Raw genomic sequence first — 25,552 nt, forward strand, 5'->3', positions numbered from 1 at the left:
AGTACTCCTTGAGTGAAGTTTCATATATTATTTCATCAGAAACTCACCGTTTGTATTTCGCTAACTGAGCACCTAAAGCTTTCTTCTAGTTATATCAGTGTGGAATGAAGTTAAATCTATTGATAGAGGTTTCATTTTATAGAGATAAGAAATAAGCATATTCTTTCAACTAGAAATATGATAAAATAAAGTCGAACAAACTACGTAAAGAAAATAAAGAATAGGTTACGCGCAGTAGCATCTTGCTGCGGCGTTTTTTCTTATACTATAAGAAAGTATAAAACTTTATGGTTTATAGTATAAGAAAAACTATAGCTTTCGCCATAAAAACTTGGCGACAAGCCAAGTTTTTCTAATATGTTAAGAAACGTTGAAATTTTGCGTAGAAAACGCTGCTCTGTCTATCAGTTCATATTTTACATATAATTAAAGCTAAGTCATAGTTATACCACTGTGGCAGTTAAAGAGTTAGTGATGTGAACGTTTTACTATGAAACCTTTTCCTATGCTATAATGAACATAACATAGTAATCCATATAAAATGTTTCACGTGAAACATTTTATATTTTATACATAGATAGTTTTTAAAAGTACAATAGAGGTGGTGTGGGATTATGGTGAAGCCCTTTAACCGTTTTTTTGGAATCGGTGATAAATCTGAAGTTGACGTCGATGAGGAGACGAATCATTCAGACGAGGTTATTCAGATTCCCGTTAAAAATATAAAACCTAATCGATATCAGCCAAGATCGATATTTAGTGATGAAAAAATAAAAGAACTTGCTCAAACTATTCAAACCCATGGGATGATTCAACCAATTATTGTTCGCCAGTTGGATGAAACTGAAGAGGGCGAGGAACAATATGAAATTATTGCTGGGGAACGACGGTGGCGTGCTGTCAATTCTTTAGGTTGGGAATATATTTCTGCAATTGTTAAGGAAATGACAGATACAGAAACGGCTTCAGTCGCTCTTATTGAAAATTTACAGCGGGAAGAGCTGACTGTAATTGAAGAAGCGGCTGCCTATGCAAAATTATTGGAGCTCCACTCCCTGACACAGGAAGCATTAGCACAGCGATTAGGTAAAAATCAATCAACCATAGCGAACAAGCTTCGACTATTAAAATTACCAAATGCTGTACAAGAAGCGCTGCTAGAGAAATATATTACAGAAAGACATGCTCGTGCTTTAATTAAAATAAAGGATGAAGAACAGCAAATAAAACTATTGCAAGAGATAGTCGAAAAAGGTCTCAATGTTAAACAAACAGAAGATCGGATTACTAAAATAAATGAAAAGGATAAATCAATAAAGAAAAAGCCAACTGGAAAACGGAAGGGATTTAATAAAGACATCCGTATAGCTATGAATACGATTCGTCAATCATTAAATATGGTTTCCGATACAGGAGTCGAAGTGGAATCAGATGAACAAGATTTAGAAGATTATTATCAAATTACAATTAAGATACCAAAAAAGAAATCATAATTTTACTTGTTACATAAGTAGAGAAAATTAATTTTGTAGTTTGTGTTTTGAGTATGAGTACAACACAACCATGTATCTGGCAAAACCGCAGTACTAGGCAAGTTTATCTTTAGGAATAGATTATCCTAAAATCAACGAGACTAGTAACGTTTTTAGCAAAGTCTAATTATCTATAAATGAACCTATTGATAAATTAAATATATAGTAGGTACTTTAAAAAACATAATATTTATATTGATTTATAAATATATATTCTATAAATACCCATCTTCTGTTCTGAAAGATGGGTATTTTATACATTTCTTCATTAGTTTTATGGAAAATAAAGCACAAAATATTAAAATAGCGGAATATGTCCATTAGTAAATTTAGAAAAAACCTTTATTTCATGCTTTCTTGCTCACCGGTAAATTACGAATTGCTAACAAAAGTAAAATTAGTCCACTATTTAATGAAAAAAGTGATAAAATAGATAGTATATTGTTTTTAGGTAGGTGTCAACATGGGAAAAATAATATCCATCGCAAATCAAAAAGGTGGTGTAGGAAAAACAACTTCATCGGTAAATCTAAGTGCATGTTTAGCACATTTAGGTAATAAAGTTCTTCTCGTGGATATTGATCCTCAGGGGAATGCAACAAGCGGAACAGGGATTAATAAAGCAGATGTAAAACATTGTATTTACAATGTTCTTGTAGAAGAACTACCTGCTGAAGAAGTGTGTATTCCAACAACTATAGACAACTTAGATATCATACCTGCTACTATACAGCTTGCCGGTGCAGAAATTGAACTGGTGCCAACAATATCTAGAGAGATTCGCTTAAAAAAATCGTTGGAAAACTTGAAATCAGCCTATGACTATATTATTATTGATTGCCCTCCATCGTTAGGATTATTAACTTTGAATGCGTTAACTGCCTCAGATACGGTTATAATTCCAGTACAGTGCGAGTATTATGCATTAGAAGGGCTTAGTCAATTACTGAACACGATAAGACTTGTGCAAAAGCATCTTAATAAGACATTGATGATTGAAGGTGTACTATTAACAATGCTTGATGCCCGAACGAATCTCGGTTTACAAGTAATAGAGGAAGTGAAGAAATACTTTCAAGATAAAGTCTATCGAACGATAATTCCTAGAAATGTAAGACTAGGTGAGGCTCCAAGTCATGGTCTGCCAATTATTACTTATGATGCAAAATCAAAAGGCGCGGAAGTATATCTTGAATTAGCGAAGGAAGTGATGGCCAATGGCGAAAGGGTTAGGTAAAGGGATTAATGCTCTGTTTCCAGATATTGAAGAAAAACATGATGATGTTATCGAGGAAATAGCTATTAAAGATTGTCGCCCAAACCCATACCAACCACGAAAAACATTCCATGCTGATGCGATTGAAGAGTTGAAGGAATCTATCTTAGAATACGGTATCATTCAACCTTTAATTGCTCGCAAAAGTATCAAGGGATATGAAATTGTTGTTGGCGAAAGAAGGTTTCGTGCTGCTAAAGAAGCAGGGTTAGAAAGCATACCGGTTATCATTAAAGAATTAACGGATGAAAAAATGATGGAACTGGCACTTTTAGAGAATCTTCAACGTGAAGATTTGACGCCAATTGAAGAGGCACACGCCTATGCAAACTTAATGAACGAATTAAAGATAACTCAAGAGGAATTATCAAAACGTCTTGGAAAAAGCCGATCACATATCGCAAATATGATTCGCTTACTCTCTTTACCAGAACAAGTTATCGCTTATATTAATAATGGGGAACTTTCAATGGGGCATGGCAGAGCTTTGTTAGGGCTAAAAGATAAAACAAAGCTCCAAGCAGTAGTGCAGAGAATTAGAAAAGAAAAGTTAAACGTACGACAAGTTGAAAAGTTAATTATCCAATTAAATGAAAGACCGGTTCAGAAGAAGGAAAAACCTAAGAAGGATTTGTTTATTAAAGAAAGGGAAACATTTCTTAGAGAAAGGTTCGGAACCGCTGTCTCCATTCAAAGAGGTAAACGAAAAGGAAAAATAGAAATTGAATTTTATAGTGACGATGACCTCCAACGTATCATCGAAACGTTAGAAAACTAATTGATAGGTAAAAGGCTGACATCTTATTGTCAGCTTTTTATATCTTTAAGAACTTTTATTCTTTTTTACACTATAGGAAAGTATAAAACTTTATGGTTTATAGTATAAGAAAAACTATAGCTTTCACCATAAAGACTTAGCGACAAGCCAAGTTTTTCTAACATAATGGGAACTTGTTCGAAAGTAGCTTTTCTAGCTTTACACGTTTAAGTACCAAGCCAACTACGATCTTCTTTCTACGATAAGTCAACATTGACTCGAATCTAAAGGAAGGCTGACTAAAAGCGGGCTTGCCGTAAAGCGTCGGCATACCTCTGTTTTAGAGGCATATTTCTTTATCCTGATGTAAGGAGCCATATTTCTCTCATTTGAAAATTAGCTTAATATATTGTGAACTTTTATAAGAGGAAACGCCTCCTAAATACCTGATTTGTTCAGATCGATAGACAGATGAGCTTCAGAAGCAATACATCACACTTTTCAAGGATGTCGATCATAAAGACGTTGCAACAGGACAGGGTACGCTTCTTGAATAAGCACCGCACGCAGAAAAAGTGTTTTTCTTTTTCAAGGACAGGGTACGCTACGTAATCAATACACACCGCGGTTTTTCAAGGACTACCGAATTTTTTAACCTTAGTTCCAATTCAAGGAGAGGTACGCTTTTAATAAAGTATCACTGTATTTCGTGGTAAGTTCTCCTGTTTACCCATGCCTATAGAGCGTTTGCACTTTTTGTACATATTGTTATTTTTGGTGTACATGACCTTTTTATCAAAAAAATAGATTACTAGAGTAAAGAATGTTTCACGTGAAACACAAAATAATAGCTTACGATTGGATGACATTTGTAAAGAGATAATAATAGGCTTCTAAACAAAGCAGGTATAAGTTGAACTGATGTATTGAAAGGGGAAAGGATATGGCATTATACGGTACTATTGTTAATGGAATATTAATTATTATTGGAAGTTCACTTGGCTTCTTATTTACAAAAATTCCTGAAAGATATAAAGAAACGATTATGCAAGGAATAGGACTATCAGTCATGTTAATCGGTTTGCAAATGGCGATTGCTGCAGAAAATATAATTGTTGTTTTACTCAGTCTATTAACTGGTGCTATCATAGGTGAGTTCTTTCAATTAGAAAAGGGTTTAGAAAGTTTAGGGGAATGGTTAAGTAGTAAATTTGCAACATCAAATACTAGTGATCGGATGTCACAAGGTTTTATTACTGCTTCGTTAATTTTCGTGATCGGTGCCATGTCCATAATTGGTGCATTAGATAGTGGCATACGGGGAAATCATGAAGTTTTAATCACTAAAGGTATTTTAGATGGATTTGTTGCCTTAGTACTAACGACAACTTTAGGATTTGGTGTTTTGTTCTCCGTGTTTCCTGTTGTTTTATACCAAGGAGCAATCACTTTATTAGCCACTCAAATTGATAGACTAGTACCGAGTGCTTTTTTAAATGGATTGATTGCTGAATTGACGGCAGTAGGCGGTATCCTTATCTTAGCAATTGGATTAAACTTCTTAAACATTACTACCATTCGAATTGGAAACTTGCTGCCTGCAGTTTTTACAGTCGGTATTATCTATTATTTCTATCAATTATTTTAATAGAATATATAATTTATACTGTATCTAAGCTGACGTAAGACTCCCGATTCAAAATTTATAGAGAATACAGAAGTCTAAGTGGGGGTAACGGTATTTAAATGCCCAATTCATTTGGTGCGATAGGATCAGAGAGACTGCTTACAAAGATATCGTACGCAGAAAAAGTCTTTTGCTTTTTCAAGGACGCCTGAGATTTTAGCTTTTGTTCTACTTCTATTAGTGGGGAACGATTGAAAAGCCCCACTGATAGAAGTTTTCCTTTATCTTTTAAGTCATTCAAAGATAACAATAAAGTGAAACTTCATTCAGTAGGAGTTTTCTTCCATCTCCTACTGATGTTAGTACCGTAAGGGTATGACCTAAAGGCCCTTGAACGAATCGGGCATTTAGGTGCCGTTTTCTCCCACTTCAACCCTTTTGTACCAACTCAGGCTCTTGAAGTGGGAGTCTTACGGCACCTTACATACGGGATAAATCTCTTGAATGGTTATGGATGCTTATAAAAATTAGATAATGGAAGAGTTAGATCCTTGCGTAATAATGGCAGGGGAAGTTTTTCTGAATGTTAAACGCTGATCTAATTCGTTCAAAAGCTCAGCGATAGATCGAGCCATCGCCATCACAAGGTTAAGTCTCGTGTTTTGTAAAACGGAATATTCCATAAATCCACTAATATTTACGACACCTGTAATATGAATATCCCCGATTGGTGGTAATAGTTTATTCAGTGCAGCACCCGGTTTGATTGCACCTTTTCCGGCAATAATTTGCCCCACTGAAGTTGCTTTTCCTAAACAAGCATCGATTGCGATAATAAATGGATGATGATATGTTGCTTCAATACTGTTTATATATTCTGTTAAGTTAGTTGCATGAACTGGATTATCTAATGTTCCATATATGGATATATGTTTTAGTTTTTTTTCTGCAATGAAGCTTCCAACCAGCGGCCCTAAAGAATCACCTGTTGAACGATCAGTACCTATAGATAAAACGATATATTCTCGTGGCACTTGTGGCATCCAAGAAATCATGTGTTCCAGCATGAAAGGAATGAGCTTAGGATCACTATGATGCATACGATAATTCTTTTTTCTATTATCAAATGTGTTTTTTAAATTCATAGCTTATCCTCCAAAAACATATTGGTATAGTATACGGTTATTTTTTTTAATCTATACATGGAATATAAAACATTGGGGGAAATAGGATGGTTAATGCAGGAATGAAATGGATGTTTCTAATCATTGGAACAACAATCGGTGCCGGTTATGCTTCTGGAAGGGAAATATGGCAATTTTTTGGGCATGAAAGTGGACTAGCAATTATTCTATTTGCCCTCTTCTTTACAATTTGTTGTATTGTAATTATGACGATTAGCTATGAGCAAAGATCAACCCATTACTTGCCAGTTTTACGGGAAATTGTCGGTGTAAGATTGACGGGAATATATGATGTTATGATTTTTGTTTATTTATTTACAACAACAGTAATAATGATAGCAGGTAGTGGAGCAACATCTCAGGCGTTTAACTTCTCATATTGGTGGGGGATAAGTATAATAATTATTGCTTTAATTATTTTGTTTATAAAAGGGATCAATGGACTTTTGTCAATGAATCAATTTATACTTCCATTGCTATTAACCGGACTTTTATTTGTACTATTGTGGTTTACATATGATCAAAAGCTTGACTTATTTGCACATTGGCATGAGCAACGTAATTGGATAGCGGCTTTTCCGTTTACGGCTCTTAATATCCTTCCATTGATAGCAGTATTAGGTGCAATTGGAAATAAAGTTCATTCAAAACAAGAAATTTGGATTGCTTCGGTCGGCAGTGGACTCATATTAGGAGTTATTTCTTTTATTTATAATAATAGTTTAATTCAGATCGCTGATGAAATATTATTGTACGAGATTCCATTATTTGCAATTATGAAGAATTATCCATTTCAAATGCTTGTTTTTATGAGTATTCTATTGTGGTTTGCTATTTTCACCACAGCAGCAGCCGGAATTCTAGGCATAGTTACAAGAATTCAGGATTATATTCAACAACCTATGTGGTTGCATGTTTGCCTTACCTTAGCTACAATGATTCCATTAACAGCATTAGGATTTTCAACATTGATTGAATATCTATATCCAATCTATGGAATTTTAAATCTATACGTATTAACAAGACTGTTATTCTTTCCGATTTGGAACAAAATAGATAACAAAAAAGCATCATAACCAGTTTGGGAGGTATAAGATGAAGCTATCTCAGAACAAAATAGAAGATGAAGTAGAACAAGGAATAGATAAAGTAAATAACCAATTAACAGGCTTTTGGGAATATATAACCGGACCAGAATTATGGTGGGCTGTTGTGGAGGGTATCATCAGCATTATCGTTATTCTCCTTTTAGCCTATACAGCAGTGCGAATTAGTCGCAAGCTAGTGGACCGTTTGTTTAAGAAACGAGAAAAGGGTCCAATTCGTATCTCCGAACGCCGTGAAAATACATTAAAAAAATTAATTAAAAATGTTGTACAATATATTGTATATTTTATTGCTCTTATTATGATTCTTGACGGAGTATTTGGCTTCAAAGTAGGCGCGTTAATAGCAGGTGCAGGAGTTGCTGGTCTAGCAATCGGCTTTGGTGCCCAAAACCTCGTTCGAGATGTTATCTCAGGCTTTTTTATTATTTTTGAAGATCAATTTTCTGTAGGTGATTATGTCAAGGTTTCCGGCATAGAAGGTACAGTAGAAGAAATAGGTTTACGTACAACCAAAGTATTAAGCTGGACAGGCGAAATGCATATTTTACCCAATGGAAATATAACGCAAGTCGTCAATTACTCTATCCATAATGGATTAGCTATTGTAGATGTAAATGTTCCATATGAAAATAGTGTCGATGATGCAGAAAGATTAATTAATGAAGTTGCAGCAGCGCTACCAGATAAATATGACTTTCTTGTTGGAACACCGGAGATTATTGGGGTACAAAATCTCGCAGCCTCCCACTTTGTAATTCGTGTAATAACGGAAACACTACCTGGTTTCCAGTGGGCTGGGGAGCGTAATATTCGACGTGATATCCAGGATTATTTATACAGAAACGGTATTGAAATTCCTGCTCAACGGATAGTCATGTATTCACGAGAACAAAAGGAAAATTTGTTAGATAAAAGTCAAATGCAACAATTACAATCAAATTCACACATACAAGGAGCTTATTCAAACGATGATGAACCAGAACAGTCTCAAGAAGGCGATCGATAAATAAATGCTATAATATAAGGAAGAAAAAAAACGAGGAGTAGAATGAAAATGGAAGGAAAACAATTTGGACTTCATGACGTTGTAAAAATGAAAAAGCCCCATCCATGTGGAGAAAATCGGTGGAGAATTATTCGAATGGGAATGGATATCCGTATTAAATGTTTAGGTTGTGATCATAGTGTTATGATTCCACGAAAGCAGTTTGAGAAAAAAATGAAGAAAGTATTAGAAAGAAAAGAGCAATAGAACAAATCTAATATCTACGTTTTTTTTAACTTACTCATTTAGATTAGATATTTAGCTATTAGCAGACATAGCTTTTCTAATCATATAATTATTAAGCAACTGTTAGTAAAATTGAATGAAGTAATATGATTTATCTTAACGTATTCAGATAAACATTTCTACCTATAAAAATGGAGTTTTCAGTGGTAAAATGGTATAATATAAGGTAGATAAAAAGAAAAACAGAAATATAATAGGGTAAGAGGCAAAAGTAGGCATATTAAACTTGCCTACTTTTGTTTTTTGTCTGCTTGTCATTTTTTTTGCTTGTATCTATAATTAAAGGAACAAACGTGTTCTTATGAATGGAATCCTTAAGGAGTTGAAATTTGCATGTCATTAACAGCAGGAATTGTTGGTCTTCCAAATGTTGGTAAATCAACATTGTTTAATGCTATTACTCAAGCTGGGGCAGAAGCAGCAAATTATCCATTTGCTACGATTGACCCTAATGTTGGAATTGTGGAAGTGCCCGACAAACGCTTAAATAAATTAACTGAATTAGTAAAACCAAAAAAAACAGTACCTACGACATTTGAATTCACAGATATTGCTGGTATTGTGAAGGGAGCTAGTAAAGGAGAAGGATTAGGAAACCAGTTTTTATCACATATTCGTCAGGTAGATGCGATTTGTCAGGTCGTCCGCTGTTTTCAAGATAATAACATTACCCATGTCTCTGGAAAAGTAGATCCAGTTGATGATATGGATACGATTAATTTAGAATTAATCCTTGCAGATTTAGAAACGATAAATAAACGGTTGCAACGAGTAGAGAAGCTAGCACGTCAAAAGGAAAAGACGGCGGTTTTAGAATATGATGTTCTCCTGAAGTTAAAAACAGGGTTAGAAGAAGAAAAACCTGCAAGAGCACTAGAATTTACAGAAGAACAACGTAAACTAGTGAAGGGTTTGCATCTTCTGACAAGTAAACCAATGCTTTATGTTGCAAACGTTAGTGAAGATGAAGTAACGGATCCTGATGCCAATGAAAACGTACAGAAAGTAAAGGAATATGCGATTAAAGAGGATGCGGAAGTGATTGTCGTCTGTGCGAAGATTGAAGAAGAAATTTCTGAACTAGATCCGGAAGAGAAGAAGCTGTTCTTAGATGAATTAGGAATTACAGAATCAGGTTTAGACCAATTGATTAAGGCATCTTATCAATTATTAGGCTTAGCTACTTATTTTACAGCTGGAGAACAAGAGGTGCGAGCTTGGACATTTCGTAAAGGAATTAAAGCACCAAAAGCAGCAGGTATTATTCATACCGATTTTGAACGAGGTTTTATCCGTGCAGAGACGGTTTCTTATGAAGATTTATTAGCAGCAGGTTCAATGGCTAAAGCTAGAGAAAATGGGAAAGTAAGGTTAGAAGGAAAAGAATATATCGTACAAGATGGAGATGTTATTCATTTCCGATTTAATGTTTAATCAAACGTAAAAAAGGATCTCTCGAAACCTTGTAATGTAGAATGAATTTTGGTATAATACACTATCGTGAGTAATTAATTATTTGAATTACTCCTTGCTCCTAGTAGAATAAGTATGTACCTAGGGGCCGTAAGTCCAAAAGGAGGTGCTACGGATGAGAAAATATGAAATCATGTATATCATCCGCCCAGACATGGAAGAAGAAGCGCAAACAGCTTTAATTGAGCGTTTCAATGGAATTCTTACTGAAAATGGCGCGGAGATTGAAAAAGTTGATGAAGTAGGTAAGAAACGTCTTGCATATGAAATCAATGATTATCGTGATGGATACTATGTAATCATTAACTTCAGTAGTGATGAACAAGCTATTAACGAGTTTAATCGTCTTGCGAAGTTTTCTGATGATATTATTCGTCATATTATCGTTCGAGAAGATGATCAATAATAAGGAGTGGTTCTGATGTTAAATCGTGTCGTACTTGTCGGCAGGTTGACGAAGGATCCTGATTTACGTTATACCCCAAGTGGAGTAGCTGTAGCTAACTTTACGCTTGCAGTAAACCGTCCTTTTTCAAATCAGCAAGGAAATAGAGAAGCTGACTTTATTAATTGTGTCGTCTGGCGAAGAGCAGCAGAGAATCTTGCTAATTATATGAAAAAGGGAAGCATGGTAGGAGTTGACGGACGTTTACAAACTCGTCGTTTTGAAGGACAGGATGGCAAGACTGTTTTTGTAACTGAAGTTGTGGCAGACAGTGTACAGTTTTTGGAATCAAAAGGCTCCTCGCAAGGTGGGGGACAAAGCCCATCAGGATTTCAACCAAATAGAAACCAGAGCCCATATGAACCTAATCAATTTGAACCTAATGATCAAGACAATCCATTTAGTAATAATGGAGAGCCTATTGAAATATCAGATGATGACTTACCATTCTAAATCAGAAGGAGGGGTTATAAATGGCGGCTCGTCGTGGACGCGCAAAGCGTCGTAAAGTGTGTTACTTTACAGCGAACGGAATTACACACATTGATTACAAAGATGTTGATCTGCTAAGACGTTTTATTTCCGAACGTGGAAAAATTCTTCCTCGTCGTGTAACTGGAACCTCTGCAAAATATCAACGTAAGCTAACAAAAGCAATTAAACGTGCTCGTACAATGGCATTATTGCCATATGTTAACGATTAAACAAAAAACCTTCTATATTTAGTCTGGTTAGGGCTATATATAGAAGGTTTTTTCATTGGTAGAAGATGATATTTGTTTTTACATAGCGTCTAGCTTAAGCGCCCGTGCTCTAGCAACTTCGATCTTCTTCCTACAATAAGTAAGTATCGGTTTCACTCGTAGCCACAATGTTTCTTAATCATATTAGTTTAGAAGCAAGTTAGCAGTTCTAAAAAATTTTAAGATACAAGTATAACGAATATCAAATTTGCGATAAGTAATTACGGGTTTTGTTTACAACCAGAATCGTTTATCATTTTTGTAAGAAACTGCATGAAACACGAACATGGAATTTGGCTGTTATTTTTCAACAGATAATTTATTAAAGCCATAGGATTCAAAGATCTTAGCAGTTTGCTCAGATTGTAAGTAGTTAATAAATGTTTCTGCATCATGATGATTCGTACTATATGAGGTAATACCTGTATAATATTGAATAGGAGAATGTAAGTCTTTATTTATTTCTTTGATTACACGGATTTGTTCATTCTGATGAGTATCAGAAGCATAAACAATCCCAAGCTCTGCTTTATTACTTTCAACATAATCAACGACCTGGTGGGCATCTTTTAAGAATAAATATTTATCTTTAAGGTCTTCCCATAAGCCAACAGATTCCAATGCTTCTTTTGCATAATCCCCGGCAGGGACATTAACAGGATCGCCAAGAACAAGTTGGTCAAACGGGATAAACTTTAAATCCTCTAGTTTCAATAAATCAAATTGACTATCGGCATTAGCAATTAATACTAGATCATTCCCAATGAATTTTTTCAATGAATTTTCTATAATTAACCCTTCTTTATTTAACACATCAACCCATTCATAATTTGCTGATAAAAATAAATCGACGGGAGCACCTTGCTGAATTTTGCTAGAAAGCTGACCAGAGCTGGCGTAAGTAGCTTCTACCGTAATATAAGGATACTTTTTTTCGAAGGCTGTGATCACCTCTGGCAGTACATACTCTAAGCTTGTAGCAGCAGATATATATATGGTATTTTGCTTATTAGATTTTTGAAAGAGCTTATCATCTTCAGACATAGCACAACCCGCTAATATGATTAAGCTAAGCATCAGGAATAAGACGCGTCTCATGTAAAACCTCCTAGTCATTTGTTTATTCAGCATGATATGGGTTATTGAAGGCAGAAAAAATTAAATTGTAAGCATATCCGATTATTTTTTTCTTCTCTTTGGATATACAGAAATGATTAAAACAATAAACAAGAGAGAATAAATACAAAACATTAAAAGATACGTATTGCCAATCGGTAAAAATAATGCTGCTATTGTATACACTAAAAAAGGAATGGTTGTTGTATAAGCAGTCATCTTCCAGAGAATAGAGTATTTTAATTTTCGTTGCATCAGTTTTGCTAATCCTGTACCAACAGCTGCAATCAAAGAAATAAGCATAAATACAATGATAGATAATGGTAAATAATTAAAGATAAAAAAGTAGATGATATTAAAAAAAATATTTAGTTCATTAGCCAGTTTACTGCTACTTAATAAATAATCAATAAAACCTGGTAGTGAGACAATAAATAGTAAAAGCAGCATGTAAAAAATCGTTATATCCATTCCAATTCGATTAAGCTGAAAGATTGCTTTCTTTTTTGGTAGTCTGATACTATGTAAAAATGCGCGGAGAAATACCATTTTTCGTCATCCTTATTTCGTTTATATACCCATTATAGTAAAAATGACGGATAATTACCTTTCTAGGGGTTTGGAATAAGAAAATAAGCCCTTAAATAGGATGTTCAAAAATACGGTAAAAATAATGCAACGAAATTCATTGTACATTAGAATATATAAAATTTTAGTTGGATGGAATCTCATTCTAGTACTAGCCAAGTTTAAGATAACTTATGCTATACTAAATTCCCCTTGCTTGAAATTTCACTTTGTTATTTCCCGGGAAATATTTTTTCTACTCCTTTCGACAACTATTTCTGCAAAAAACATGTTATTATAATAAGATGGAATAGTAACAATCTAAGTTAGATGAGGTGCAAAATGAATCAATCAAAAAAAATGACAGACGGCGCTTTATTAACGGCTGTTTTTATTGTAATATTGCTAGCTAGTATGTTCATTCCAATTTTATCAGTAGCTGCTATATTATTTTTGCCAATACCGTTTATAATGTTTACATCAAGATATGACTGGAAACCGGCTTTACTTATGTTGGTAGCTGCTATATTATCTTCTATATTAGTTGCGACTATCATATCCATTCCGCTTGTTGTACCAGCAGCAATTGGTGGTATAATGATTGGAGGAGCAATTCATAAGAATCTCTCAGCTTATGAAACATGGGCACGAGGGACTTTTGGATTTATTATCGGTCTATTGTTTGGATTTGTGTTTATGCAAGTGGTTCTTCAAGTAAATATATTAAATGAATTTAAACAAATAACAGATGAGTCGTTGAAAATGTCGGCTAGCTTAATGAATCAATTTACCACTAAGGAACAAACGGAAGCATTTCAAAATTCAATGGAACAAGCGGTAGCACTATTAACTAATTTATTCCCGTTTTTCCTTGTTTGTGCAGCAGTTTCACAAGCATTAATTAGTCAATGGCTCGGTTACAAACTTATTAATCGACTAGAAAGGAAAAATTTACGTTTTCCCCCATTTCGGACATTGCGTTTTCCAGTAAGCATCCTATTTATTTATCTATTTGCATTGTTTTCGTCCTACATTATTACTGATCCAGATAGTATGCTATTTATGGCTGCGCAGAATTTTATTTTTATTATACAAATGCTGTTAACCATCCAAGGATTTTCGTTCCTGTTTTTTTATACACATCATAAAAAGATGACGAAAGCATTTCCTATTATTTGCGTCGTAATAGCACTATTTATGCCCCCCCTTTTATTTATTATTCGCTTTATAGGGATTATCGATTTAGGGTTAAATCTAAGGGATCGACTGGAGAAAAAGAGGTAATATTGTCTATGGAAAAAAACGTATTCACTTTGTTTTTATCGCCAGACTTTTTGAGCAAACTTAAATATGATTTAAAAAAGTGTTGCACAGTAGGAGCTGAATGTGATGTCAGATAAGCAAAAAAGGCCGAAACTGCGGACTCATGTATGGGTTATTTATGTATTGTCCATTATCTTACTTAGTGTTACTTGGTATTTTCAATGGATACTTGGGATAATGATGATGATCCTGTTAGCTGTTTCGCTTTACTATAGCATCCGTTCTGAACAAGCTTTGCAGGACGAAGCCGAAAAATATATTACAACATTATCATACCGAATTAAAAAAGTTGGAGAAGAGGCATTATTGGAAATGCCGTTTGGGATTATCTTATTCAGTGAAGATTATAAAATTGAATGGGCAAACCCGTATATGAACCAATTTGATGATGGTACATTAGTCGGTGATTCACTTCATACCTTATCGGAGGATTTAATTCCGATGATAAAGGAGAACAAAGACAAAATTTGGTTTGAATTACAAGGCTATGTATTTGAAACGGTTGTGAAAAAAGAAGAACGGCTGCTTTATTTATTTGACCGAACAGAGCAATCAGAATTACAAACACAATACCGTAATGAGCAAACGGTACTAGGATTTATCTTTCTGGATAATTATGAAGAGATTACGCAAAACATGAATGATACAAGTAAAAGCCACTTGAATTCACAAGTTACCTCCGTTTTAAATGAATGGTCAAAAAAGTATGGTCTGTATTTAAAACGGACATCCCAGGAACGGTTCCTTGCTGTTGGGACGAAGCAAATATTAGAACAGCTGGAAAAAGGCAAATTTGAAATTCTAGATGAAGTCCGGGAATTAAGTGGTGAAAGAAATACACCTGTGACACTAAGTATCGGAATCGGCGTTGGCGATGTAGACTTACCAACACTTGGCGAATTAGCACAGTCCAGCCTTGATCTTGCATTAGGTCGTGGCGGTGATCAAGTGGCTATTAAGGATGAGTCTGGTAAAGTTCGTTTTTATGGAGGAAAAACAAATCCAATGGAGAAACGAACGCGAGTAAGAGCAAGGGTTATTTCCCATGCCTTAAAGGAATTGATTAAAGCAAGTGACAATGTTATTATAATGGGTCATAAGGCGCCAGATATGGACTCATTGGGATCAGCAATCGGCATTTTAAATATTGCACTTGCTAATGATGTCCCCGGCTATATTGTCTTTGATCCGGAAGATGTGGATACAGGAGTCCATCGATTAGTTAAGGCTATTAAACAAGATAAAGAGCTTTGGCAATACTTTATTGATCCAGATGAATCGGAATCTATTATCAATAATCGAAGCCTTGTCGTTGTAGTCGATACTCATCGGCCTTCCATGGTGGCAAATGAAGTGTTGTTACAGAAATCAGATTATAAAGTTGTTATAGATCACCATCGTCGGGGAGAATACTTTATTGCAAATCCTACTTTAGTGTATATGGAGCCATACGCTTCTTCTACAGCTGAATTAGTAACAGAACTTCTAGAGTACCAGCCGAAAAAGCTGAAGTTAAGCATGCTTGAAGCTACAGCTCTTTTAGCAGGAATTATCGTGGATACGAAAAGCTTTACGTTAAGAACCGGGTCCAGAACCTTTGATGCTGCCTCCTATTTACGAGCAAAAGGTGCAGATACAGTCCTTGTTCAGGAGTTTATGAAAGAAGATATGGAGGTTTATATCAAGCGCAGCAAATTAATTGAGCGAGCAGAAATGTACCGTGGCCAAATAGCGATTGCTAAGGCTGAGAAAGGTCAGGTGCACGGTCCTGTATTAATTGCTCAGACAGCAGATATCTTGCTAACAATGAGTGAAATAGCTGCTTCCTTTGTCATCTCTGAGAGAAGTGATGGGCGAGTGGGAATTAGTGCCCGTTCATTAGGAGATATCAATGTTCAAGTGATTATGGAAAAAATGAATGGTGGTGGACATTTGACAAATGCTGCCACACAAATTGATGATATAACTGTTGACGAAGCAGAACAAATGTTAAAACAGATACTAGATGAATATTATGAGGGGAGCGATTCTAAATGAAAGTAATCTTTCTTAAAGATGTTAAAGGTAAAGGTAAGAAAGGCGATGTAAAAAATGTTTCCGATGGTTACGCTCGGAACTATTTATTAAAAAATAATTTGGCCCAAGAAGCAACCCCAGGTAATCTGAAAGCTCTGGAAGCGAAGAAGCGCAAACAAAAACAGTTGGAACAAGAAGAAAAAGAAGAAGCGATAAAATTAAAAGATAAGCTGGGAGAATTAACTGTGGAATTAACCGCTAAATCAGGTGATAATGGCCGTTTATTCGGATCAATTACAAGCAAACAAATCTCCGAAGCGCTACAAAAAAATCATGGTTATAAAATAGATAAACGTAAAATTGAGCTGGATTCACCAATTCGTTCATTAGGTTATATGACTGTTCCTGTAAAGCTTCATCCAGAGGTTACAGGTTCCATTAAAGTACATGTTATAGAGAAACAATAGACCAAGATAAGCAAGCTTAAAGTGGAAGGTTAAAAAGAGGATAAAAAGACCGGATGGCTAAGAACGTGGTGTTCTTGAAAAAGCATTTTTCCATCATGCGATACATTGCTGTGAAATCTACTCTTACCTGCTATAGCAATGCTGATACTATTACGACCTGTTGAGTTGATTGAGAAGGCGACATCTCGAGCCGCCTTTTTAATCCGATTTTTCAACAACTTTTTTAATACTATGCTTACATATATGGCATTTTCCTATCTTGAGAGCACAAATGAAGGCATTTGTGCTTCTCTAATGTTACCTCCGCGGAAAGGGGAGACACTTGATGAATGAGATTGATCGTACACCTCCACACAACATAGAAGCAGAACAATCTATCATTGGGGCGATCTTTATCGATCCAGAGGCGTTTAATACTGCTGCTGAAATACTTATTCCTGAGGATTTTTATCGTGCTAGTCATCAGCGCATTTTTGCTAGTATGATCGCATTGGCTGATCGAGGAGAACCGATTGATGTTGTCACTGTAACTGCTTATTTACACAATGTACAGCAATTGGAGGAAGCAGGAGGCGTCCAATATTTATCTCAGGTGGCAGAAAGTGTACCAACGTCTGCAAATATTGGCTATTATTGCCGCATCGTTGAAGAAAAGGCATTATTGCGGAGGCTTATCCGCTCAGCGACGGATATCGTAACATCGAGTTTTGAGCGGCAGGATGATGTAGAAGATGTACTAAATGAAGCGGAAAAAAGTATCCTAGATGTTTCGAGCAGAAAAAATTCAGGGGCTTTTAAAAATATTAAAGATGTCTTAATTGAAGTATATGATAATATTGAGCAGCTGCATCAACAAAATGCGGATGTCACCGGAATTCCGACTGGTTTCCGGGATTTAGATCGAATTACTTCTGGTTTTCAGCCAAATGATTTAATTATTATTGCCGCCCGCCCTTCCGTAGGTAAAACGGCATTTGCTTTAAATGTTGCTCAGAATGTGGCTGTGAATACAGATGAGAACGTGGCTATTTTCAGCTTGGAAATGGGGGCGGAACAGCTTGTACAGCGTATGCTTTGTGCCGAGGGAAATATCGATGCACAACGCCTGCGTAATGGACAGTTACAAGCAGATGACTGGACGAAGTTAACGATGGCAATGGGAAGTTTATCGAATGCCGGCATTTACATTGATGATACTCCGGGAATTCGGGTCGCTGATATTCGCTCTAAATGCCGAAGATTAAAACAAGAGCATGGGTTAGGGATGATTTTAATTGATTACTTACAGCTAATTCAAGGAAGTGTAAATTCCCGGGAAAACAGGCAGCAGGAAGTTTCAGAAATATCCCGATCACTAAAAGGATTAGCAAGAGAGCTAAATGTTCCTTTGATTGCACTATCTCAGCTTTCCCGTGGGGTAGAGTCACGACAGGATAAACGCCCAATGATGTCAGATTTACGTGAATCTGGAAGTATTGAACAAGATGCAGATATTGTTGGTTTCCTTTATCGTGATGATTATTATGATTCAGAGTCCGAAAAACAAAATATTATTGAGATTATCATTTCCAAACAGCGTAATGGTCCGGTCGGTACGGTCGAATTAGCCTTTGTTAAAGAATATAATAAATTCGTTGATCTGGATCATCGCTACTCAGAAAGCGATATTCCACCAGTGCCAGTCCAAGCACAGTGAACAGCCTTTATGGAAGGTATACACCCAAATAATATTAGTAGTACAAAACCAAGGCCTTGGTTTTGTACTACTTTTTTTTACAAGGACTAGAGACTACTTGAATAGGTCGCACGAAGAAAAAGTACTTCTTTTTCAAGGGAAAAGCACTCTTTGAATGAAGTTCACTTTCTCTTGTTATAAGTTCTTCAGTTTGTATGCCGCTCCCCGAGCGCTTTTTGCTTATCTTATATTTTAGAAAGCAGGTATAAGAGTTTGCACAAGATAGTATGCTATGGGATGAGTGTAAAACCTTTACAAAACGTAAATATTAGCTTCCTGTTTTAAAAGGATGCGTAATTACAAATTTAAATATCTTAATAACTTATTAAACGAATATTAATTGATTTATTTTAAATAATGTTCGTGTTTTACGTTGACTGGTTCTGTTCTTACTGGTAGAATTACTAATGTATTTTAATAAAAACATATATTATATTTATTCAGTGGAGGTGCACTATGTCCTCAGTAGTAGTAGTTGGAACGCAGTGGGGCGATGAAGGGAAAGGGAAGATTACCGACTTCTTATCGCAAAATGCCGAAGTTGTTGCGCGTTACCAAGGAGGGAATAATGCAGGGCATACGATTAAATTTGACGATATTACGTACAAATTGCATTTAATTCCTTCTGGTATATTTTTTAAAGAAAAAACATGTGTCTTAGGAAATGGTATGGTAATTGATCCAAAAGCATTTGTAGAAGAAATTGCCTATTTGCATGAACGGAATGTGACGACCGATAATTTACGGATTAGTAATCGAGCGCATGTTATTCTTCCATATCACCTAAAATTAGATGTTTTACAAGAAGCGGACAAAGGCGAAAATAAAATTGGGACAACGAAAAAAGGAATTGGACCTGCATATATGGACAAAGCTGCACGTTGCGGAATCCGCATTGCTGATTTGATGGATAAAGATATATTCCGAGAAAAACTAGAACAAAATTTAAAGGAAAAAAACCGGTTCTTTGAGAAAGTATATGAAGTAGAGCCTATACAAGTGAACGATATTCTTGAAGAATATTATGCATATGGTCAACAAATGGCTCCATATGTCTGCGATACATCTGTTGTACTAAACGTTGCATTGGATGAAGGCCGCCGGGTTTTATTTGAAGGTGCACAAGGAGTTATGCTTGATATTGACCAAGGTACCTACCCGTTTGTTACATCTTCCAACCCGATTGCAGGGGGAGTTACTATCGGGGCAGGTATAGGACCAACAAAGATTAATCATGTTGTTGGCGTGTCCAAGGCATATACTACGCGTGTAGGTGATGGGCCATTTCCAACCGAATTAAAGGATGAGACAGGGGATCGTATTCGTGAAGTTGGTCGTGAATATGGTACGACTACAGGGCGTCCACGCCGCGTCGGCTGGTTTGATAGTGTGGTTGTTCGACATGCTCATCGCGTTAGTGGGATTACAGATTTATCTTTGAACTCTATCGATGTATTAACTGGAATAGAAACATTGAAAATTTGTGTTGCTTATAAATATAAAGGTGAAATTCTACATGATTTTCCAGCAAGCCTAGCAGTACTTGCCCAGTGTGAGCCGGTTTATGAAGAAATGCCAGGCTGGACAGAAGATATTACAGGTGTAAAGAGCTTGCATGAATTACCTGAAAATGCAAGACATTACTTAGAACGAGTTTCACAATTAACAGAGATTCCATTATCTATTTTCTCGGTCGGACCGGATCGCACACAAACAAATGTTGTACGCAGCGTTTATAGCTAATTCAATCGTCCTTTGTAAATAGGTACTATAGGTATTAACTGATAATAGGCTATGAACGATAAGTTCGCTAAGCATTGTCAAACAGAGGCAAAAGCTTAGCGAACTTTTTGCACTTATGTAGGAAATTATGGAAATTATGGAAATTATATCCGTTTTAGTATGGTAGTTATTGTTTATGAAAGTAGTTTTGTCTAGCTTAAGCGCTCGAGCGACTAGCAAACTTCGATCTCCTTCCTGCGATAAGTCATCATCGGCTCCTATGTCGCCGTGATTTCTTTATCTCGTCAGAAGTTCTCCAGTTTGTACGTCACTAACCCGATCGCTTGTACTTTTGATGTCTAGCTTAAGCGCTCGAGCGACTAGCAAACTTCGATCTCCTTTCTGCGATAAGTCATCATCGGCTCGAACCTAAAGGAATGCCGACTAAAAAGCGGACTTGCCGCCCAACATCGGCATACCCCTATTGCAGGGGCATGATTTCTTTATCCCGGATGTAAGGAGGCGTATTTTTCTCATTTCAAAAATATGCTTATGATGTTGTGAGCATGATGAGAAAAACCCCTCCTAAATCCCCGATTGGTTCATCTAACATTTCTTGGGAAAAGCATTCCAAGAAATGAGTTTCACTTTATCTCGTCAGAAGTTCTCCAGTTTGTACGTCGCAACCCCGATCGCATACGACGTCTGACGTTAAATTTTTTTCTCTTTTAACATAAAAGAAAAGACTGATTCATGGGGGAGCAACGCTTGAATCAGTCTTTTTTCTAGTATAAAATTAAAGTGTTAGAATAACATGCATAAAAATAAAAATCACTGCAATAAATAATGATTCTTCGATCTACCCAAATAAATCTCCCATTGCGTTCGTATTCATATCACGTTATAGTAAAAGCAAACTTATTTATCTACATGTGATGTTCAAAAAGGAGAATAAAGGACCAAAAATTTTAAGGCAGCAAAGTTTGAAATATGTATAAGAATGAGCTCTAGAACAAGCCAAACAAAGAGGTTTAATGTCTATTTTTGGTAAACTTTTTGAATAATTTTTAAAAGACATTTATCCCGCATGTAAGGTGCTGTAAACTCCCACTTCAAGAGCCTGAGTGGTACAAAAGGGTCTAATGGGAGAAAACGGCACCTAAATGCCCGATTCGTTCAATGGGCCTTTAGGTCATCATACCCTTGTGGTACTAACATTCAGTAGGACTGGAAGAAAACTCCTACTGAATGAAGTTTCACTTTATTTAAAAGTACGATAGAATAGATAGTATTGTAATATAAGAAGGATGTGGCAAAGGTGAATCAAAAGATATTAGTTGTTGATGATGAACAGCCAATTGCTGATATAGTTAAATTTAATTTAGAAAAAGAAGGTTATGAAGTAATCGTTGCTTATGATGGAGATGAAGCGATTCGTTTAGCACAAGGAGAGAATCCTGATCTAGTAATTTTAGATATTATGTTACCTAATAAAGATGGTAATGAAGTATGCCGGGAGATTCGTAAAACGCAAACGATGCCAATTATTATGCTGACAGCTAAGGACTCTGAAATAGATAAAGTACTTGGGCTTGAATTGGGGGCAGATGATTATGTTACGAAACCATTTAGCAATCGTGAATTAATCGCTCGAGTGAAAGCAAATCTTCGTAGACAACAAGTTGTTCCAGATGATACTGCAAAGACTTCGAAGGATATTAAAATCGGCTCGTTAGTTATTCATCCTGATGCGTATATCGTGTCACGTGATGGCGAGCAAATTGAGCTGACCCATCGTGAGTTTGAATTATTACATTATCTTGCTCGTCATATTGGACAAGTCATGACAAGAGAGCATTTACTGGAAACGGTATGGGGGTATGACTACTTCGGTGATGTTCGTACGGTCGATGTTACGGTACGAAGATTGCGAGAGAAGATTGAGGAAACCCCTAGTAATCCGATGTGGATTGTAACAAGACGCGGAGTAGGTTATTACTTGCGTAATCCTGATCAGGAGTAGGTTTAGTACATGAAAAAAGTTGGTTTTTTTCGTTCCATTCAATTGAAGTTCATTATTATTTATATTTTGTTGTTGCTGGTAGCTATTCAAGTTATCGGCTCGTTTTTTACAACAGAACTGGAAAACAACTTGATGGAAAGCTTTGAAAAATCTATCGAAGCTCGTGTTGAATTATTAAGTTATAACTTGGAGCAAGCTTTTCAACGTGAACGTGATGAAGAAGACCCAAATGAGCCGAGCTTGGAAGCTGAAATTCGAGGTATTGTTTCTGAAGTAGATCCACAGGATATTACGACATTGCAAGTCGTTAATAATCAAAGCAGAGTGATTGCAGCAACAGGATTTGGTTCACAAGATGATATTGATAAGAAAACAACCCGCCCGATTATTCAGCGTACCCTTACGACAAATTCACCCGAGATAAGCAAAAATGTAAAAGACAATGACAGATTTTATGTTCTATCTCAGCCTATTGTTGATGAAAAGGACCCTGATATTGTGTTGGGGGTCATTTATTTAGAGGCATCATTAGAGCCTGTATATAAGCAATTGATGAATATTAATGAGATCTTCTTTCAAGGATCCGTCTTAGCGATTACCGTATCTGCGTTTATTGGTATTTTAGTTGCTCGAACGATTACCAAGCCAATTATTGAAATGCGGAGACAAGCGCAAAAAATGGCAAGAGGTGACTTTACCCAAAAGGTAAATGTGTACGGCTGGGATGAGATTGGTCATCTATCGGAAACTTTTAATGATCTAAACAATCAACTAAAGCATTCCTATGCAACGATTGAAGAGGAACGGCGGAAGCTTAGCTCGGTGTTATCCAATATGTCAGATGGTGTTATTGCTATAGATAGTTCTGGTGCGATTACGTTGATGAATGAAGCTGCTGGGCGTTTAATCGGTCATAATCCAGATGAAATGGTTGGTGAATTCTTACTGGATGTATTGCATCTGGAAGAAAAAATGGTAGATATATCTGAACTGCATGAGAGTGGTGCGATGATCATTGATTTCAGTGATGATGAACAGGATTTTATTCTCCGAGCTAATTTTTCAACGGTGTATGATGATGAAGAAGATATAACGGGATTTATCACAGTTATAAGTGATGTGACAGAGCAAGAAAAGGTGGAAGCAGAGCGGAGAGAGTTTGTTTCCAATGTTTCACATGAATTGCGCACACCGCTTACGACAATGAAAAGCTATGTAGAAGCCTTAACTGATGGCGCTTGGGAAGACAAAGAAATTGCACCAAAATTTCTTCATGTAGTGCATAACGAAACAGATCGGATGATTCGGATGGTTAACGATTTATTACAACTTTCTAAAATGGATGCCAAAGAGTATCCTCTGCAGAAGGAACGAGTAGAATTCGTTGATTATTTTCATCAAATTATCGATCGATTTGAAATGCAGGCACCAAAGGGGATCCAGCTGAAGAGCGAGTTACCAAATGGTAGTTACTATGTTTGGATGGATAAAGACAAAATGACACAAGTACTCGATAATATCATTTCAAATGCCATTAAATATTCTCCTGAAGGCGGTACGATCAAATTAAATGTGGAATATCGACGTCATCATCTTTTAACTAGTATTCAAGACCAAGGTTTAGGTATTCCTTATGATAAATTGGAGAAAATATTTGAGCGTTTTTATCGTGCTGATAAGGCAAGAACAAGAAAACTTGGAGGAACAGGGCTTGGCTTAGCTATTGCTAAAGAGCTTGTAGAGGCACATCATGGTCAAATTTGGGCAGCAAGCAAAGAAGGTAAAGGGACAACAATCTACTTTACGCTTCCGCTGATGAATCAGAAGCGGAGAGGTGCATAATGAAGCTGGAGACGTTTAAATCAATTTTATTAGTTTTATTGATTGGACTAAGTTTATTATTAACTTTTGGATTGTGGAATTACAAATCAGATTTTGAACAATTAGAGACAGGAAAAAATTATGCTAGTGAGGTTAGTGTTGGTGGTAAGGAAGAACGAAGAAACAATCTGATTGCACCAAGTTCGATCATCTTTCATATCAACGATGAACATTTTGGTTATAAGGATCCACAGCAAGAAGAGACGTTTTTTCAAGATATGCAATCTTGGGTAATGACAGATTTTACGATAAGGGAATCATCATCTAGGGGAATCAAGGATTATGATATTGAAGTAATCTTTCCGGATGCTTTACCGATTGAAATTGCAAGCAGTCTTTTTTCGTTTGCAAATATCGATGAAATCAAAGCAAATTGGTCATTTGATCGTATCTATTTGAAATTAGAAGAAGATACTTCAACGATTTCTATTTTCTTTCCATCGATTGATAAAAGGCGGCTGGCAACCGCATCCTTAAATGTTGCTGTAACGTATAATGGCCTGGAGGATTTATTAGCTTCTCGTAAAGGGCTAACAGAATATTTATTGTTTGATAAAGGAAATCGTGATATTAATGATGATGATATTTATGTTCGTAATAACACGAATGGCTTAGAAAAACGATCCCTTATTGTGTCTAAAATATCACCGGATTTATTTGTTGAGGTCTTATTCCCAGACCCAACCCTGATTAGCCGGTCAGATAAAGGAAATATGAACTCAGGTGAGTATTATTATGCTGACAGTACGCGAGAAATGCGAATCAGACAAAAAGAGACGAAGCTGGAATTTTATAATCCCAACTCTACCGAAAATGCATCTGGAGATATTGGACCAATTGAGTTAATTGACCTAAGCATATCAAGGATAAACTCGCATAAAGGCTGGTTTGATGATTATAAACTGTACGAGTTAAATACAACTAACAAAAGTGTTACGTATCAAATGCAATACAATGGTTATCCGGTCCATAATACGAACGGCTTGACATTTATTGAAACGGAATATGAAGGGCAAGACATCTATCGGTATAGTCGATCCCTGTTAAGCTTAGGCAGAGAAGTTCAAACAGAGCAAGTAGCAGTTCCATCTGGTGCAAAAATAATTGCACATCTAATGGATAATTTAGATGATACAGTCGATATCAAGGATATTGAAAACATTCAATTGGGTTATGATTTTCAGTATCAAGAAGATAATTCAGTAATATTGGAGCCGGCTTGGTTTATGCAAGTAAATGGAGTTTGGCAGAAGATTTTGTTTTAA

General features: G+C 36.0%; 22 protein-coding genes. 19 read left to right on the plus strand and 3 right to left on the minus strand.

What is annotated here, in order from left to right; translation table 11 throughout:
• Positions 1 to 614: 614 nt before the first annotated feature.
• The 4 genes from noc to KQI21_RS15565 all read left to right on the plus strand — a co-directional run bounded on the left by noc (position 615) and on the right by KQI21_RS15565 (position 5,213).
• A complete protein-coding gene (noc, locus tag KQI21_RS15550; RefSeq protein ID WP_216485148.1) occupies positions 615 to 1,493 on the plus strand; it encodes a nucleoid occlusion protein in 879 nt (292 codons plus the stop codon).
• Positions 1,494 to 1,995: 502 nt separating this feature from the next.
• The gene (locus KQI21_RS15555) at positions 1,996 to 2,769 is read left to right on the plus strand and encodes a ParA family protein (RefSeq protein ID WP_216485149.1); all 774 of its coding nucleotides are present in this window, start codon (positions 1,996 to 1,998) and stop codon (positions 2,767 to 2,769) included.
• A complete protein-coding gene (locus KQI21_RS15560; protein ID WP_216485150.1) occupies positions 2,750 to 3,586 on the plus strand; it encodes a ParB/RepB/Spo0J family partition protein in 837 nt (278 codons plus the stop codon). Before KQI21_RS15555 ends, KQI21_RS15560 begins: the two co-directional genes overlap by 20 nt.
• A 922-nt stretch (positions 3,587 to 4,508) precedes the next feature.
• A complete protein-coding gene (locus KQI21_RS15565; protein WP_216485151.1) occupies positions 4,509 to 5,213 on the plus strand; it encodes a DUF554 domain-containing protein in 705 nt (234 codons plus the stop codon).
• A 506-nt stretch (positions 5,214 to 5,719) separates the two neighbouring features.
• Here KQI21_RS15565 and yyaC read toward each other — a convergent pair.
• Positions 5,720 to 6,337, minus strand: coding sequence for a spore protease YyaC (gene yyaC / locus KQI21_RS15570; RefSeq protein WP_216485152.1), 618 nt, complete (start codon positions 6,335 to 6,337; stop codon positions 5,720 to 5,722).
• Between the two features lie 86 nt (positions 6,338 to 6,423).
• Between yyaC and KQI21_RS15575 the strand changes: the two genes are divergently transcribed.
• The 7 genes from KQI21_RS15575 to rpsR all read left to right on the plus strand — a co-directional run bounded on the left by KQI21_RS15575 (position 6,424) and on the right by rpsR (position 11,398).
• The gene (locus tag KQI21_RS15575) at positions 6,424 to 7,452 is read left to right on the plus strand and encodes a YkvI family membrane protein (RefSeq protein WP_216485153.1); all 1,029 of its coding nucleotides are present in this window, start codon (positions 6,424 to 6,426) and stop codon (positions 7,450 to 7,452) included.
• Between the two features lie 19 nt (positions 7,453 to 7,471).
• Entirely contained in the window at positions 7,472 to 8,491 is a 1,020-nt protein-coding gene (locus tag KQI21_RS15580; RefSeq protein ID WP_216485154.1) for a mechanosensitive ion channel family protein, read from the plus strand.
• Between the two features lie 48 nt (positions 8,492 to 8,539).
• Positions 8,540 to 8,737 carry a DUF951 domain-containing protein gene (locus KQI21_RS15585; RefSeq protein WP_216485155.1) on the plus strand — a complete coding sequence of 66 codons (198 nt, stop codon included), beginning with the start codon at positions 8,540 to 8,542 and terminating at the stop codon, positions 8,735 to 8,737.
• Positions 8,738 to 9,109: 372 nt separating this feature from the next.
• Positions 9,110 to 10,210: a redox-regulated ATPase YchF gene (gene ychF, locus KQI21_RS15590; RefSeq protein WP_216485156.1), complete on the plus strand. Its 1,101-nt coding sequence runs from the start codon at positions 9,110 to 9,112 to the stop codon at positions 10,208 to 10,210.
• Between the two features lie 154 nt (positions 10,211 to 10,364).
• A complete protein-coding gene (rpsF, locus tag KQI21_RS15595) occupies positions 10,365 to 10,655 on the plus strand; it encodes a 30S ribosomal protein S6 (protein WP_216485157.1) in 291 nt (96 codons plus the stop codon).
• Between the two features lie 15 nt (positions 10,656 to 10,670).
• Positions 10,671 to 11,147, plus strand: a complete 477-nt coding sequence (gene ssb, locus KQI21_RS15600; protein WP_216485158.1) for a single-stranded DNA-binding protein — start codon at positions 10,671 to 10,673, stop codon at positions 11,145 to 11,147.
• A gap of 20 nt (positions 11,148 to 11,167) precedes the next feature.
• The gene (gene rpsR / locus KQI21_RS15605; protein WP_077318854.1) at positions 11,168 to 11,398 is read left to right on the plus strand and encodes a 30S ribosomal protein S18; all 231 of its coding nucleotides are present in this window, start codon (positions 11,168 to 11,170) and stop codon (positions 11,396 to 11,398) included.
• Positions 11,399 to 11,737: 339 nt separating this feature from the next.
• Here the strand turns inward: rpsR and modA are convergent, their stop codons facing one another.
• Positions 11,738 to 12,535 carry a molybdate ABC transporter substrate-binding protein gene (modA, locus tag KQI21_RS15610; RefSeq protein WP_216485159.1) on the minus strand — a complete coding sequence of 266 codons (798 nt, stop codon included), beginning with the start codon at positions 12,533 to 12,535 and terminating at the stop codon, positions 11,738 to 11,740.
• Positions 12,536 to 12,616: 81 nt separating this feature from the next.
• Positions 12,617 to 13,102, minus strand: a complete 486-nt coding sequence (locus tag KQI21_RS15615) for a DUF1189 family protein (protein WP_216485160.1) — start codon at positions 13,100 to 13,102, stop codon at positions 12,617 to 12,619.
• 360 nt (positions 13,103 to 13,462) lie between these two features.
• Here KQI21_RS15615 and KQI21_RS15620 point away from each other — a divergent pair, with 360 nt between their 5' ends.
• From KQI21_RS15620 to KQI21_RS15655, 8 genes are all read left to right on the plus strand, one after another.
• A complete protein-coding gene (locus KQI21_RS15620; protein WP_216485161.1) occupies positions 13,463 to 14,404 on the plus strand; it encodes a YybS family protein in 942 nt (313 codons plus the stop codon).
• Positions 14,405 to 14,509: 105 nt separating this feature from the next.
• Positions 14,510 to 16,480 (plus strand): DHH family phosphoesterase, encoded by a 1,971-nt coding sequence (locus KQI21_RS15625; protein WP_216485162.1) that lies wholly within the window; start codon positions 14,510 to 14,512, stop codon positions 16,478 to 16,480.
• On the plus strand, positions 16,477 to 16,926 hold the full coding sequence (gene rplI, locus KQI21_RS15630; RefSeq protein ID WP_216485163.1) for a 50S ribosomal protein L9: 450 nt from the start codon (positions 16,477 to 16,479) through the stop codon (positions 16,924 to 16,926). Before KQI21_RS15625 ends, rplI begins: the two co-directional genes overlap by 4 nt.
• 325 nt (positions 16,927 to 17,251) lie before the next feature.
• Positions 17,252 to 18,622 carry a replicative DNA helicase gene (gene dnaB / locus KQI21_RS15635; protein ID WP_216485164.1) on the plus strand — a complete coding sequence of 457 codons (1,371 nt, stop codon included), beginning with the start codon at positions 17,252 to 17,254 and terminating at the stop codon, positions 18,620 to 18,622.
• A gap of 495 nt (positions 18,623 to 19,117) precedes the next feature.
• Positions 19,118 to 20,404: an adenylosuccinate synthase gene (locus KQI21_RS15640; protein WP_216485165.1), complete on the plus strand. Its 1,287-nt coding sequence runs from the start codon at positions 19,118 to 19,120 to the stop codon at positions 20,402 to 20,404.
• Between the two features lie 1,297 nt (positions 20,405 to 21,701).
• On the plus strand, positions 21,702 to 22,406 hold the full coding sequence (yycF, locus tag KQI21_RS15645) for a response regulator YycF (RefSeq protein ID WP_077318846.1): 705 nt from the start codon (positions 21,702 to 21,704) through the stop codon (positions 22,404 to 22,406).
• Positions 22,407 to 22,415: 9 nt separating this feature from the next.
• Positions 22,416 to 24,248: a cell wall metabolism sensor histidine kinase WalK gene (gene walK, locus KQI21_RS15650; protein ID WP_216485166.1), complete on the plus strand. Its 1,833-nt coding sequence runs from the start codon at positions 22,416 to 22,418 to the stop codon at positions 24,246 to 24,248.
• The gene (locus tag KQI21_RS15655) at positions 24,248 to 25,552 is read left to right on the plus strand and encodes a YycH family regulatory protein (RefSeq protein ID WP_216485167.1); all 1,305 of its coding nucleotides are present in this window, start codon (positions 24,248 to 24,250) and stop codon (positions 25,550 to 25,552) included. Before walK ends, KQI21_RS15655 begins: the two co-directional genes overlap by 1 nt.

It is taken from the genome of Virgibacillus proomii, from assembly GCF_018916875.1.
Lineage (GTDB): Bacteria > Bacillota > Bacilli > Bacillales > Amphibacillaceae > Virgibacillus > Virgibacillus proomii_B.

What these genes read in the sequence shown, in the direction of transcription:
- noc (WP_216485148.1), top strand. Translation starts at nt 615, where the DNA reads ATGGTGAAGCCCTTTAACCGTTTTTTTGGAATCGGTGATAAATCTGAA.
- KQI21_RS15555 (WP_216485149.1), top strand. Translation starts at nt 1,996, where the DNA reads ATGGGAAAAATAATATCCATCGCAAATCAAAAAGGTGGTGTAGGAAAA.
- KQI21_RS15560 (WP_216485150.1), top strand. Translation starts at nt 2,750, where the DNA reads ATGGCGAAAGGGTTAGGTAAAGGGATTAATGCTCTGTTTCCAGATATT.
- KQI21_RS15565 (WP_216485151.1), top strand. Translation starts at nt 4,509, where the DNA reads ATGGCATTATACGGTACTATTGTTAATGGAATATTAATTATTATTGGA.
- yyaC (WP_216485152.1), bottom strand. Translation starts at nt 6,337, where the DNA reads ATGAATTTAAAAAACACATTTGATAATAGAAAAAAGAATTATCGTATG.
- KQI21_RS15575 (WP_216485153.1), top strand. Translation starts at nt 6,424, where the DNA reads ATGGTTAATGCAGGAATGAAATGGATGTTTCTAATCATTGGAACAACA.
- KQI21_RS15580 (WP_216485154.1), top strand. Translation starts at nt 7,472, where the DNA reads ATGAAGCTATCTCAGAACAAAATAGAAGATGAAGTAGAACAAGGAATA.
- KQI21_RS15585 (WP_216485155.1), top strand. Translation starts at nt 8,540, where the DNA reads ATGGAAGGAAAACAATTTGGACTTCATGACGTTGTAAAAATGAAAAAG.
- ychF (WP_216485156.1), top strand. Translation starts at nt 9,110, where the DNA reads ATGTCATTAACAGCAGGAATTGTTGGTCTTCCAAATGTTGGTAAATCA.
- rpsF (WP_216485157.1), top strand. Translation starts at nt 10,365, where the DNA reads ATGAGAAAATATGAAATCATGTATATCATCCGCCCAGACATGGAAGAA.
- ssb (WP_216485158.1), top strand. Translation starts at nt 10,671, where the DNA reads ATGTTAAATCGTGTCGTACTTGTCGGCAGGTTGACGAAGGATCCTGAT.
- rpsR (WP_077318854.1), top strand. Translation starts at nt 11,168, where the DNA reads ATGGCGGCTCGTCGTGGACGCGCAAAGCGTCGTAAAGTGTGTTACTTT.
- modA (WP_216485159.1), bottom strand. Translation starts at nt 12,535, where the DNA reads ATGAGACGCGTCTTATTCCTGATGCTTAGCTTAATCATATTAGCGGGT.
- KQI21_RS15615 (WP_216485160.1), bottom strand. Translation starts at nt 13,102, where the DNA reads ATGGTATTTCTCCGCGCATTTTTACATAGTATCAGACTACCAAAAAAG.
- KQI21_RS15620 (WP_216485161.1), top strand. Translation starts at nt 13,463, where the DNA reads ATGAATCAATCAAAAAAAATGACAGACGGCGCTTTATTAACGGCTGTT.
- KQI21_RS15625 (WP_216485162.1), top strand. Translation starts at nt 14,510, where the DNA reads ATGTCAGATAAGCAAAAAAGGCCGAAACTGCGGACTCATGTATGGGTT.
- rplI (WP_216485163.1), top strand. Translation starts at nt 16,477, where the DNA reads ATGAAAGTAATCTTTCTTAAAGATGTTAAAGGTAAAGGTAAGAAAGGC.
- dnaB (WP_216485164.1), top strand. Translation starts at nt 17,252, where the DNA reads ATGAATGAGATTGATCGTACACCTCCACACAACATAGAAGCAGAACAA.
- KQI21_RS15640 (WP_216485165.1), top strand. Translation starts at nt 19,118, where the DNA reads ATGTCCTCAGTAGTAGTAGTTGGAACGCAGTGGGGCGATGAAGGGAAA.
- walK (WP_216485166.1), top strand. Translation starts at nt 22,416, where the DNA reads ATGAAAAAAGTTGGTTTTTTTCGTTCCATTCAATTGAAGTTCATTATT.
- KQI21_RS15655 (WP_216485167.1), top strand. Translation starts at nt 24,248, where the DNA reads ATGAAGCTGGAGACGTTTAAATCAATTTTATTAGTTTTATTGATTGGA.